This window comes from Clostridium sp. UMB9555A (genome assembly GCF_030222355.1).
Classification (GTDB): domain Bacteria; phylum Bacillota; class Clostridia; order Clostridiales; family Clostridiaceae; genus Sarcina; species Sarcina perfringens.
On sequence record NZ_JASORQ010000002.1, the window covers coordinates 199,116 to 212,362 of the forward strand.

General features: G+C 27.2%; 14 protein-coding genes and 1 other annotated feature (1 of these 15 only partly in view). Of the genes, 2 read left to right on the top strand and 12 right to left on the bottom strand.

The genetic code is table 11. From position 1 onward, the window contains the following. Window positions 1-9: 9 nt before the first annotated feature. The 9 genes from QP548_RS06065 to QP548_RS06105 form a co-directional block, all read right to left on the bottom strand. A complete protein-coding gene (locus tag QP548_RS06065) occupies window positions 10-390 on the bottom strand; it encodes a RidA family protein (RefSeq protein WP_003458553.1) in 381 nt (126 codons plus the stop codon). Window positions 391-502: 112 nt separating this feature from the next. Beyond that, window positions 503-730 (bottom strand): hypothetical protein, encoded by a 228-nt coding sequence (locus QP548_RS06070; RefSeq protein ID WP_061427748.1) that lies wholly within the window; start codon window positions 728-730, stop codon window positions 503-505. A gap of 112 nt (window positions 731-842) precedes the next feature. Beyond that, entirely contained in the window at window positions 843-1,166 is a 324-nt protein-coding gene (locus QP548_RS06075; RefSeq protein ID WP_061427745.1) for a hypothetical protein, read from the bottom strand. A gap of 177 nt (window positions 1,167-1,343) precedes the next feature. Continuing rightward, window positions 1,344-1,703: a methylglyoxal synthase gene (locus QP548_RS06080; RefSeq protein WP_003458594.1), complete on the bottom strand. Its 360-nt coding sequence runs from the start codon at window positions 1,701-1,703 to the stop codon at window positions 1,344-1,346. A gap of 162 nt (window positions 1,704-1,865) precedes the next feature. After that, window positions 1,866-3,281 (bottom strand): EAL domain-containing protein, encoded by a 1,416-nt coding sequence (locus QP548_RS06085; RefSeq protein ID WP_236907359.1) that lies wholly within the window; start codon window positions 3,279-3,281, stop codon window positions 1,866-1,868. A 238-nt stretch (window positions 3,282-3,519) separates the two neighbouring features. Continuing rightward, the gene (locus QP548_RS06090; RefSeq protein WP_061427743.1) at window positions 3,520-4,926 is read right to left on the bottom strand and encodes an aminopeptidase; all 1,407 of its coding nucleotides are present in this window, start codon (window positions 4,924-4,926) and stop codon (window positions 3,520-3,522) included. Between the two features lie 66 nt (window positions 4,927-4,992). After that, window positions 4,993-5,922 (bottom strand): magnesium transporter CorA family protein, encoded by a 930-nt coding sequence (locus tag QP548_RS06095; protein ID WP_061427741.1) that lies wholly within the window; start codon window positions 5,920-5,922, stop codon window positions 4,993-4,995. Window positions 5,923-5,966: 44 nt separating this feature from the next. After that, on the bottom strand, window positions 5,967-6,890 hold the full coding sequence (hprK, locus tag QP548_RS06100) for an HPr(Ser) kinase/phosphatase (protein ID WP_061427738.1): 924 nt from the start codon (window positions 6,888-6,890) through the stop codon (window positions 5,967-5,969). Window positions 6,891-6,901: 11 nt separating this feature from the next. Continuing rightward, window positions 6,902-7,081 (bottom strand): DUF896 domain-containing protein, encoded by a 180-nt coding sequence (locus tag QP548_RS06105; RefSeq protein ID WP_003448677.1) that lies wholly within the window; start codon window positions 7,079-7,081, stop codon window positions 6,902-6,904. A gap of 304 nt (window positions 7,082-7,385) precedes the next feature. On the opposite strand from QP548_RS06105, the gene QP548_RS06110 reads away from it, so the two are divergent. After that, on the top strand, window positions 7,386-8,411 hold the full coding sequence (locus QP548_RS06110) for a hypothetical protein (RefSeq protein WP_061427734.1): 1,026 nt from the start codon (window positions 7,386-7,388) through the stop codon (window positions 8,409-8,411). Window positions 8,412-8,523: 112 nt separating this feature from the next. Further along, entirely contained in the window at window positions 8,524-10,146 is a 1,623-nt protein-coding gene (aspD, locus tag QP548_RS06115; protein ID WP_061427732.1) for an aspartate 4-decarboxylase, read from the top strand. A gap of 93 nt (window positions 10,147-10,239) precedes the next feature. Here the strand turns inward: aspD and QP548_RS06120 are convergent, their stop codons facing one another. The 3 genes from QP548_RS06120 to gltX all read right to left on the bottom strand — a co-directional run bounded on the left by QP548_RS06120 (window position 10,240) and on the right by gltX (window position 13,071). Then, window positions 10,240-10,854, bottom strand: a complete 615-nt coding sequence (locus QP548_RS06120) for a DUF488 family protein (RefSeq protein ID WP_061427730.1) — start codon at window positions 10,852-10,854, stop codon at window positions 10,240-10,242. A 227-nt stretch (window positions 10,855-11,081) separates the two neighbouring features. After that, a complete protein-coding gene (locus QP548_RS06125) occupies window positions 11,082-11,237 on the bottom strand; it encodes a zinc-ribbon domain-containing protein (RefSeq protein ID WP_061427728.1) in 156 nt (51 codons plus the stop codon). Between the two features lie 175 nt (window positions 11,238-11,412). Beyond that, window positions 11,413-13,071, bottom strand: coding sequence for a glutamate--tRNA ligase (gene gltX / locus QP548_RS06130; protein ID WP_284905019.1), 1,659 nt, complete (start codon window positions 13,069-13,071; stop codon window positions 11,413-11,415). A 54-nt stretch (window positions 13,072-13,125) separates the two neighbouring features. Further along, window positions 13,126-13,247, bottom strand: a binding site (T-box leader); it runs 104 nt beyond the window's last position.

Genomic DNA, 13,247 nt, shown 5'->3' on the forward strand with positions numbered 1-13,247 from the left:
ATATAGAAACTATTTTAAAGTAGCTATAACTTCAATCTCTATTTTAGCATCTTTAGGTAATTTAGCAACCTCTACAGCACTTCTTGCTGGTTGATTTTCTGTAAAATAAGTAGCATATACTTCATTCATTCTTACAAAATCATTCATATCACTTAAAAATACTGTAGTCTTTATTACTTTATCCATAGAAGTTCCCGCAGCTTCTAAGATAGCCTTTACATTTTCTAAAGATTGAGCTGTTTGTTCTTCAATTGATCCTGCCATTACTCCAGTTTCAGGATTTAGTGGAATTTGTCCTGAAGTATAAACAAAATCTCCTATTTTTATTCCTTGTGAATAAGGTCCAATTGCACCTGGTGCTTTGTTTGTTTTTATTATTTCTTTTGCCATATAAAACATCTCCTATTCTTCAACACATTACTTCTGATACTTTAATTTTAATACAGCAAAAATTTAAATTCAATGGATTATTACTATTTCTTCTCTTCTTCCTCTAAACCAGTTATTTTTTTGTGCAATTTTCTGATCCTTTATCCTCTTTCAATTCTACCTTATCAGGATTAGGATTATTTAATATTCCTCCCATAACTAATATTGATAAAAATAAAGTTACTATTTCATTATAATTTGACGGCAAAATGCTCAAATTGAACCCTTCAAGTATTAAAGGTATTAAAGCAAAGATAGCTAACCATAATCTATAGTTCTTTAACATACTCCAATCATGCATATAATCGCTTCCTTTTATAATATTCTACAATTTATTATATTCTTAGCATGATTTTATGGTTATTATCTAATAAAAAATAAGATTTATTACTTAACTTCTCTTTTAAAATAATTTAACTATATTTATTTATAAATAAAGTAAATATTATACCAAAGAAAAGCTGTGTAAAAGCTACTATTAATGTAAGATTTCCAATGCTGACAGCATTTAAAAATCTCCACTTAAAATATGGGAAAGTAATTCCTATAATAATAACAATGCTTACTGTTAATATAAAAAATACTATTACTTTTTTTATGGTCTCTTTAGTTGTTAATCCTATTTTTTTATTAAACTTGCATAATTCTATTAAATTCTCTAAAATATATTTTATTGTCAAGATTGTTGACACAAGGATAATCCAATTACTCATCTGTAAATTTATATTGCCACGCATTTTAATGTTCCTTTACTTGAGTTTTTATTTATATTAATACTTAAATTATTAAATTAATTTTCAAAAATATTTTTCTCCAAAAAAAATCACCTTAATTTTATATCAAATTATACCATGATTAAATATGTAATCATGATGTTAGATTAATAAAAATTAGGTGATTTAGCTTTATTTTTACTAAATATCAGCCATTATAAGCTTAGCGCTTTCTGTATTTGTAGCTAGTGGAACCTTGTAAACATCACAAAGTCTAAGTAATGCACTAATATCTGGTTCATGAGGTTGAGCTGTTAATGGATCTCTTAAGAAAATTACCATATCAACATCATGGTTTGCTACCATTGCTCCTATTTCTTGATCTCCCCCTAGTGGGCCACTTTTACATCTCTTAACTTCTAAAGATGTATTTTGCATAACTTTAAGTCCTGTAGTACCTGTTGCAACAAGTATATGTTTACTTAACTTATCTTCAAAATCTTTTGCAAGCTCTATCATTTCTTCTTTTTTCTTATCATGTGCTATTAATGCTATTTTCATTTGACTCTCCCCTTTTTCCCTAAACAAAGTAACTATGTTTATTTTCGTAAAATTTTCTTTCTTTTTTAAACATTTACACAATTAATTATATCCTAAATAAGAACTTATTGAAACAATAACTTAAATCAAACACTAAATTAACTATTATAAATTTAAATAATCCTATATTGATATACTTACACCTAAATTATTTACATATTCTAAGAACTCTTTTTCATTTAATGCTTTTGAAAAATAAAATCCCTGAATAACATCAAAATCTAATAATTTGAAAAAATCGTAGTATTCTTTGCTTTCAACACCTTCAATAACAAGTTCAGCCCCTAAATTCTTAGCAAAATTTGAAATTGAATTTATTATGGCTATATATTTGCTATTAGGTATATCTGATATAAAGTCCTTTGGTACTTTTATTTGATCAAAAGGTATCTTTAATACTCTATTTATAGATGAATAACCTTTTCCAAAATCATCTATGGCTATTTTAAATCCATATTTTTTAAGTTTAATAATTTCATTTATAGCATTTCCACTAACCTCTAAATCAGCATTCTCTAAAATCTCTAAGGTAATATTTTCTGGTTTAAGGTTATACTTTTTACTTATCTTATAAAGATTAGATCCTACCCCTATATATTTTAAAGTATTTATTGATATGTTAACTGAACATTGTAACTCAATATTATTTTGAATTAACCTACTTTGAAATTCACAGGTTGATTCAAAAACATATAAATCTAAATCCTTAATAGAATCTATTTCTTCTAATGTTTTAACTATATCACTAGCTGATATAGAGCCTAGAGTTTCATGATTCCATCGTATAAGAGTCTCATAACCTTTTATTTTATCATCTAAGGATGATATTTGAGGTTGATAAACAGTATATAAATTTTTATTTATCAATGCATCTTTAATATCTCTTTTTATTAAATTATTCTTTTTTCTTATACCCTTTAGTTCTTCCATATATTCTATAGCAGATCTAAAAGTTTCTTTTTTAGCCCTTTCCTTAGCAAAAAATACTTCTTCAATTATTTCTTCAAAACTTTTATTTTCTAAATTTATAGAATATCCTATATTAAATTCTATTTCAATTTCTTTATTAAAATTATTTAATCTTATTTTTTTCAAATTATCTAGCTTATTTAAAACTTCTATTATATGTTCTTTATTTCTACTATTAATTGCAACTAAGAACTCATCTCCTCCATATACGCCATATAAATTTTTAGAAGATAAACTCTTTGATATATTATTTAATCCCTTACCAAATCCCCTTAAAACTTCATCTCCTTTATCTCTGCCTAAAGCATCATTTATTAAACTAAATTTTCTTAAATCAATTAGGAATAGTGTATATGGTCCTTTCCACATTTCAAGATTATTCTTAACTTCAAATCTAGTAAATACATTGCTTAAAGGATCTAATTTTTCCTCTAATAAAACTTTATTAATAACTTTATTTTTATTCTTATATTCTATACTAAAAATACTCCTATCCTTTATAGCTTGACCTAAATTTACGTATTTAAGAAATTCCCTTGTTATAAATATTATTTCAAGATAAAAAATCAAACTTAAAGCAAAGAAAATAGTTTCACCATTATAATTTTTATAAAAACTAATGTTAATAACAAGATAATACTTACAAAAACTAAATTTCCCTTTAATACTTTATTCATATATAAATCCTTATCAAATAAATTATTTTAATATAAAAAAGGACTGTACCATAAACCTATCTAATATAATCTTTAAATTTAATTATATATGTTATATTAGATATTTTGATACAGCCTTTCTTCACTATTAATTATGCTTCTTTAAAAAATGCCTTATAACATTTTTTAGTTTCATATAAATCTGCTTTAGATGCTACTTCTAAAGGCGCGTGCATATTTTGTAAGGCTACTCCACAATCTATAACTTCCATATTGTATTGAGCTAAGATATAAGCGATTGTACCACCGCCACCTTGATCTACCTTTCCAAGCTCTGCAGTTTGCCATACGACACCATTCTTATCCATTATATTTCTTAAATGAGCTATATATTCCGCATTAGCATCATTACAACCTGCTTTTCCTCTAGCACCTGTATATTTGCTAAATACTACCCCATGTCCAAAATAAGCTGTATTTTTCTTTTCACATACAGAAGGATAGTTTGGATCAAAAGCTGCAGTGACATCAGCTGATAGCATCATTGAATTTTGAAGACATCTTCTAAGCTTCAACTCAGAATATTCTCCTTTTCTATCCATAAGTTCTGCAATTATATTTTCAAAAAATCTTGATTGCATACCTGTAGCTCCCACACTACCTATTTCTTCTTTATCAACTAATAATGCTACACATGTTTTATCAACATTTTCTAAATCCATTAAAGCTTCTGCTGAAGTATATGCACATATTCTATCATCATGACCATATGCTAAAATCATACTTCTATCTAAACCATAGTCTCTTGCCTTGCCAGCAGGAACTACTTCTAACTCAGCTGATACAAAATCTTCTTCAGTTATTCTATATTTTTCATTTAATAAAACTAAGATATTAGCTTTAACAGCTTCTTTTTCCGCAGTTCCTTTTAATGGCATACTTCCTACTAGAACATTTAGATCTTCCCCTTCTACTACTTTAGCTCCTTTTTTATCCATTTGATCTGCTGATAAATGAGCTAGAAGATCTGAAATTCCTAAAACAGGCTCATTTTCATCTTCACCTATTTTAACATCTATCTTAGTGCCATCTTTTTTTATAACAACACCATGTATTGCTAGTGGTATAGTTACCCATTGATATTTTTTTATTCCTCCATAATAATGAGTATCTAAGAATGCTAATCCTGAATCTTCATACAATGGATTTTGTTTAACATCCATTCTTGGCGAATCTATGTGAGCTCCTATTATTCTTAATCCCTTTTCTAATGGTTCTGAACCTACTTTTATTAAAGTTATTGTTTTATCCATGTTTATAGAATAAAGTTTGTCCCCAGCTGCCACTTCTTCTCCATTTTTAATAACTTCATAAAAATTTTTAAACCCTTTACTTTCTGCCATATGAGCTAAAACCTTAACACATTCTCTCTCAGTTTTCGCTACTGACATGAATTCCCTATATCTATCACTTAATGAAAACACTTGTTTTAAATCCTGCTCTTCATATTTAGTCCAAGCATTTTCATATTCTTTTTTTAAAACTTTTACATCTTTCATAATATAGCCCTCCAATCTATTTTATCTTCTAATTCAATTCTATATTTTTGGTAATATTTTGTCAAACTATAGAAATTTTCTTATTTTAAATATTAGTAGCAAAAATAGAGCCATTAAGCTTAATATAACAACTAAAATATAAAATCCATAAGGGCATGTTTTAAAAGGCATAGATTCAAAGCTCATGGAAAATATAGCTGTTATTAATTCTAAAGGTAAAAAAACTGCTGTTATTATTGTAAATACCTTCATTAATTCATTTGTCTTGTTGGCTAGTTCTGATTCATAGGCTTCTCTAACAATTGCTAACTCCTGTGATAATGTATCTACGGATGTAATTAATTTTTCTATTTTACTATTTATATTTTTAAAATAAACTTTATTCCCTTCTCCTATGACTTCATTTTCATCTATAACAAGTGTATCTCCAATATATCTAATAGGCTTTATAAGTTTTCTAAGCTTATAAGCTTCCCTTCTTATGAATAATAGGGAATTTAAATGCTTACTTTCAGGATCTTTAAGGATTTCTAACTCAATCTTATCTCCTTCAGTTTCTAAATCAGATATTATATTATAGTTATTTATTATTATCCTATCTAAAATATAATAAAGAATAATAGATGGACTCTTATCTAATTTAAATAACTGACAGTTCTTTTCTTCCTTTATGTCTTCAATTAAATCATATAGAAGTGAGATATTACTCTTATAAACAGTAACTATAAAACTTTTCCCTAAGAATATATCAAGTTCTTTAGAGATAATTTGCTTTTCAACTTGCTCTATTATATTAATTAAAATAAATGTATAATCTTTGAAACAATCTATTCTTTGTTCCTGTTTGTAGTCAATACATTCATTTATACACTCATAAGAAAACATTTTTTCTAAAAGATTGACTTCATCTTCTTCCATTAAAATCCATGCTGGAAACTCATCCTTTTTCCATTCTTCGACTACTTTAAAATTTTCCTCAATATTAAATATAACCATATCATCACCTTTAATTCTGATATGGTTATAGTTTATACTTTTTATTAAATTTTACTCTCTTTTTCCATGCTTTCAAGCATTCTTTTTTCAATTATATCAACTGGTGAAATATCTGACATACGTTGATATCTATAATTAGCTGCTGCAGCTTCTATTATTACTGCTATATTTCTTCCAGGTCTTATTGGAACCCTTAATTTTTTAACTTTAACACCTAATATATCTTGATATTCGTCATTTACACCTAATCTATCATAATCTCCATCATCTTTCCAATGCTCAAAATGAATTATTATTTTTATCTCTTTAGAATTTAAAATTGAACTTAATCCATATAATGCTGATACATCGATTATTCCCATACCTCTAACTTCAAGCATTCCAAAAGTTATCTCTGGTGATCTACCTATTAAATCTCCATCTATTTCTTTTATATCAACAGCATCATCTGTTACTAATCTATGTCCTCTTTTAATAAGTTCTAGGGCAGTTTCACTTTTACCTATACCACTTTCCCCTGTGATTAACATCCCTATACCATATACATCAACAAGAACCCCATGTAATCTTGTTTCAGGAGCCATTTTATCTGATAAATACATAGTGATTTTACTTATAAACTTAGTAGTTACCATATCACTTCTAAGAATCCATAAGTTTCTCTTTCTAGCTGCTTTTAAAAGTTCCTCATGTATCTCTAAACCTCTAGTTATTATAAGACAAGATATATCAAAGGAAAAAAATTTGTTTAATCTTTTCTTCCTAAGATCTGGAGACATGTCTTCTAAAAAGCTCCATTCAGCTTTCCCTATAACTTGAATTCTTTCTGGAGCAAAATAGTTATAAAAGCCAGCTAATTGCAATCCTGGTCTATTTACATCACTAACATTTATAGGGACATTCTCTTCACCAGTTTGAATTACCTCTAAACTAAAATCCTTTATTAACTTCTCTATTGTAACACCCACATAAATCACCCTTAATTTTTCTTATTTTTCGGCTCAATTCCTTTTAACTGTTCTCTTAAGTTGCTTTTGAATCTATTTATATATTCTTTTCTAAGTTCTTCTCTTTCTTTGTGTTCATCCTCTGATAAACCTTCTTCTTTGTGCTTCTTATGTAATTCATTTATTCTTTTTGTTAATTCATCTATATTCATGTTTATTCTCCTTTTTAGTATAACTTTAATTTGATTTAATTTATTTCTAATATTATTTTACATTTGTATCTATTTTTTAGCAACAATCTTTCTTACTAAATTCTTCATTAAATGAGAATTAAATTATAATATATATAAAAATTATATATATTATGTAAAAATCTTTGAAATTTTTGCCTATTTTAATTGTAATATATTTCAAATTCTTCATTTTTATTTTATAATATTTTTAGAAACTTTTGTAATATGGCAAAGCTCACATTACTATTGACATAATTTATATTTGTATTAAGGGTGAGAAATTATGAGTAACAAAAAAATAAGCTTTAAAAGTATGAACAATTCAGATAAAGTTAAATTAATAAATAACTCTTTAGTTCTAGATGGAATTTCTCTTAAAGAGCTTTCAAAAAAAATAGATATACAAAAGAAAGATATAATAAAATTTATGAATGAAGAAGGTTTTTTCTTTGATAGTACAGATGGTTATTTTAAAAAGGATAAAGAAGAATATACTTCAATAGATATAAAACCTTCAGTTGAAACAAATAAATCCTCCATTCCTAAAACACCAGAACGTGAGGATGTTCAATCTATAATAGATTCTATAAATGAAAAATTAAACATAAAAGATATTGAAGCTACTAATACATTATTACCTGAAATTAAAGTAGTTGAAAAAGTTAGTGTTACTAAGGAAGATGTTTCAGAGGATAATACTAAGGCTTCTCAAAGTATGACTTTAGAAATTCCTAGGATATCTAGAACAGCTAGAAGAAAAAAAAATAAAAAGAAAACTCTATTTAAAAGGATGATTTCATATTTAAGAAATACTTTTTCTAAAATATTTTTAATGAAAAAGAAAGAAAATAAACACTCTTCTTCTAAGATAAAATCTAATGATAAATTTAATAAAGAAGAAATTAATAGAGAATCTACCAATAATAATATATTACAAGAAGTTGCCATAGAAAAACTTCCTGTAACTGATGAAATTGAAACAACTTATAATGATATTAATAGTGAAAGTAAGTTACCTTTTGAAATAAAAATCCCTAAAAATCTTAAAGGTAGAAGAAAATTTCCTAAAGTAGATTATGACTTAAATAAAATAAATTTTTTAAATTCAAATGAATATTCCTTAGAAGACTTAAAAAAAGACTTTAGAGATTTAAATCTTAATTCAGATTTTATAAAAAATATAAACTCTGATTCCTTAGAAAGTAATAGGGATAAATCTTTAGAAGAACGTGTGTGTAATCTTGAAAAGAAAATAAATGAACTTGAAGAATTTTTCTTAGAGATTTTTCAAGCAATGTCAAATAAATAATTACTAAAAAAATCTATTTCTTTCTTAGAAATAGATTTTTTTATTTTATAATTATAGAAATTCCTCTTTATACCTATACTATGAATAATTACACTTTTAGGGAGGAATGAAAATGACAAATAAAAACCTACAATTAGAAGAACTAAAAAAAATATATGGGAAAATAAGCCCCTTTGAATTTAAAAATAAATTAATAGATTTAGCTAAAGACAAAAAAAGTGCACATATTCTTTTAGATGCTGGACGTGGAAATCCTAACTGGACAGCATCTACACCACGTGATGCATTTTTTACCTTTGGTCATTTTGCTGTATCTGAAACAAAAAGAACCTTTGAATCTTGTGATTTAGCTGGAATTCCTCATAAAGAAGGAATATATAATAGATTCTTAAATTTTCTAGAAGAAAACAAAAGTTTTCCAGCCATTGAATTGTTAGAAAAAATAATTGACTATGGAATAAAGGAAAAAGGATTTAATCCTGATGATTTTCTCTATGAATTATGTGATGCAATTATTGGAGATAATTATCCCTATCCAGATAGAATGCTTCCTCATATAGAATCTATAGTTCATGATTATCTTTTAAAAGAACTTTGCTACCTTCCACCTTCAAAAAAATTCAAACTTTTTGCTGTTGAAGGTGCTACTGCCGCTATGTGCTATATTTTTGATTCCTTAATAGCAAATGAGTTACTTCAAAGAAAAGATAAAATAGCTATAATGACACCTATTTTTACTCCTTATTTAGAAATTCCTCAACTCCCTAGATATGATTTAGAAAGTATATACATTCATGCTAGTGAAATAAATGAGGAAGGAAGCTATACTTGGCAATATCCAGAAGAGGAATTAAACAAATTAAAAGATCCATCAATAAAGGCTTTATTTTTAGTTAACCCAAGCAATCCTCCTTCTATGGCCATTCATGATAAAAGTAAGGAGCTTTTAAAGGATATAGTTACTAAATATAATCCAAATTTAATGATAATTTCTGATGATGTTTATGGAACCTTCGTTAATAAGTTTCAATCATTAGTGGCAGATCTTCCTCATAACTCCATAGGTGTTTATTCATATTCTAAATACTTTGGAGTAACTGGTTGGAGACTTGGTACCTTGGCTCTTTATGAAGATAATATATTTGATAAACTAATAAGTGAACTGCCTAGTGAGAAAAAGGAAATGGTAAATAAAAGATATGAGTCTCTATCAACAGATCCAGAAAAAATTCCATTTATTGATAGAATAGTTGCTGATAGCCGTCAAGTAGCACTAAATCACACTGCTGGACTTTCAACCCCTCAACAGGTGCAAATGGCCTTCTTTTCTGCATTTTCTTTAGTAGATAAAGAAAATACATATAAAAATCAAACCATTGATATATGCCACAGACGTCAAAGATTATTATTTGAAGGACTAGACTTACCGATTAAAGAAAATCCATATTATGCGTCATATTATGCTGAGTTTGATTTATTACAATGGGCTCTTAAAAATTATGGTCCTGAATTTGCAAATTACTTAGAATCAAATTATAAACCTGTAGATGTTTTATATAAATTAGCTGAAGAATCATCTATTGTCTTATTAAGCGGTGGTGGATTCCAAGGGCCTGAATGGTCAGTAAGAATATCTTTAGCTAATTTAGATGATGATGCTTATTCAGAAATAGGAACTGTACTTAGAAAAATCCTTGAGGATTTTGTTGATAATTGGAAATCTTCAACTAAATAAAAGATAAAATCGCATAATAACTTACCTGTATTTATTACAACTAGAATTAAACTTCAATTAAGTAAAAGCTAAAATAGTAGTTATTCTAAACTACTATTTTAGCTTTTCCATCCTATATCCAATTTCTTTATTTGCTAAGTCATATCCTTCTTCTATCATTTCATCTTCACTCTTTTCATTTCCTATAAGTGAATCTATGGTAATCTGCCCTCTATCCTTAAAATATTTATCTAAAAGCATATTTTCTATTTCTCTTTGATTACATATTGAATAATCATGAAGTATATGATTAACCTTAAATCCATATCTTTCTAATTCTCTTCCAACTAGTATACTTCTATGACATCTTACAGGTTCTTGCATAGCACCTAATAAAGCTATTCTATATCCTTTACTTATTCCTAATTTAAGTCTCTCTATTCCATTTTTAAAAGATTCTTCATTAATAACCTTATGAAAATCAGCATAGCCTTCTTTATTATAAGATATTTTACTATCTCTCTTTGCAGCAAATTCCTTTGCCATATAGATATATGTAAATCCTAAGTCATTTAAAGTTTTTTGAATTGCTTCTTTATTGTATTGCACATTATATTTAGAATAAGGTATTCCCCTTATATCAACTACACAATTTATATTATATTTATTTAGCATGTCAACAAGTCTACTTAAATCATAATTAGAATGTCCTATAGTGTATATCTCCATATAAAACACCTCCAAAATTAATTATAATACTCAATTAAAATCAATATTGATTTTAGCTCTTTTAGAAAAATGATTTACTTTAAAATTTCCAACCTCTATTTAATAACAATATAGATTTTTCACTATATATTAAAAATTATACATACTTTAAATTTAGGAATAATTTTTTATTATAAAAATAAAAAAGGTTGTAAGACTAACCTTACAACCTTATAATAAACAAATTATTATCTATTGTTTCTTTGAGCTTTTCTTGCTCTTCTGCAATCTAAGCATCTTACTGGATCATTTTCAAATCCTTTTTCTTTGTAGAAAGCTTGCTCTCCCTCAGTGAATATGAAATCTGCTCCACAGTCTTTACATTTTAATGTTTTATCTGCCATTTTGACATCCTCCTTAAATTTAAAGATTTAAATGGATTAATAAAAATTTTCTTTAAGTTTAAGGAAAATTTTATTCATCTTTTAAAGCTTTTTCTGTTATGTTCTAATTATACCACTAAAAAATTAACATTGCAAGTTTTTTTATTTAGTATTATATTAAACTTCTTAAATCAAATTATAAAGCTAAGAACTTTTTAAATCTTTCTCTTACTGCTTCTTCTCCCATAATTTGCATTATTGTATAAAGGTCTGGAGTGTTCGCTCTGTGAGTTAAAGCTGCTCTTACAGCACCTGCAACATCAGAAACCATTCCTTTATATTCTTCTGGGTTATTTTTATATTTCTTTCTATCAGTAGCATATCCTAATTCTACAGCAACTTCTTTTAAATCTGAGAACCAAGTATCCTTATCTGTATTAAAGTTATATGCTTTTTCGTAAGCTTCTATTATTCTCTTAGCTTCTTCTAATTCTAAAGTTTTTGGTAATTCAACATCATTAGCTGTTTCCTTATCAAATAACTCATCAAAGAAGTAGAATATTTTTTCTCTAACTTCATCCCATTTAGCAAAGTCTTTTCTTGGCTTTGGACCTTCTTTATCTATATTGAATACTTCTTTCATCATAGCTTCTTTAGAAGTAACTAAATCATACATTTCTTTATCATACTCTTTAGCCCAGTTTGTATATAAATCATAAACAACTTCTGGTTTCATTTTACAGATAACATCTTTACTTACATCATTTAATTTAACTAAATCAAATAAAGCTCCACTCTTACTCATTTTATCTAGTTCAACTTTGTAATCATGATAATCAGCATCTGGATTTTCTGCTCTCCACTCTTCGAAAGCTGAGTTTATTATATTTAAAAGATATTCAATAACTGATTGAGATGGATATCCTTTTTCACTGTAATAACTTACTGCACTTTCTGGATCTTTTCTCTTTGATAATTTTCTTTTTGAACTTCCATCCATTTTCATTATTGTTGGAATATGAGCATATTTAGGTGCTTCTACTCCTAAAACTTCAAACATTTGAAGATGTATTGGAAGTGATGATAACCATTCTTCTCCTCTTATGACATGAGTAGTTCTCATTAATGTATCATCTATTGCATGAGCAAAGTGATAAGTTGGAAGGCCATCACCTTTTATTATTACTACATCTTGAAGATTTTCTGGGAATGAAACCTCTCCTTTTATCATGTCATGAGCGACAACTCTCTTTTCAGGATTTCCAGGTGACTTCATTCTTATAACATAACTTTCACCAACTTCAATTCTCTTTATAGCCTCTTCTGGTGATAAATCTCTATATTTAGCAAACTCTCCATAACATCCTGGAGTTAATTTTTCTGCAATTTGTTTTTCTCTTAAAGCTTCTAATTCTTCTGAAGTCATAAAGCATGGGTAAGCTAATCCCTTTCTTAAAAGATCCTTAACAAAAGCTCTGTATATATCAGCTCTTTGACTTTGTTTATATGGTGCATAAGCTCCCTTTTCTGAGTTTTCACCAGTTATTCCTTCATCAAAATCCATTCCGAAGTTATGCATAGTTTTTATAGTATCATCTATAGCACCTTCAACTTCTCTCTTTTGATCAGTATCTTCTATTCTTAAGTAGAATATTCCACCACTTTGGTGAGCTAATCTTTCATTTATTAATGAAGCAAAAACTCCTCCTATATGTTGAAATCCAGTTGGACTTGGTGCATATCTTAATACTTTAGCCCCTTCTTTTAAATCTCTCTTTGGATATTTTTCAAAATAATATTCCGGTGTTTTGTCTATGTTTGGGAATATTAAATTAGCTAAATTTTCATAACTCATTCTTTTCACTTTCCTTTCTAAATTTATGTAATAAAAAAAGTCCCTCGTCCTAAAAATTAGGACGAAAGACTTAACTTCCGCGTTACCACCTAAATTAGTTAGCTAAGCTAACTCACTCATAATTACTTAAGGGAATTACCCCTAGACCTACTCCTTAAAATTTAAGATTTTCAGTC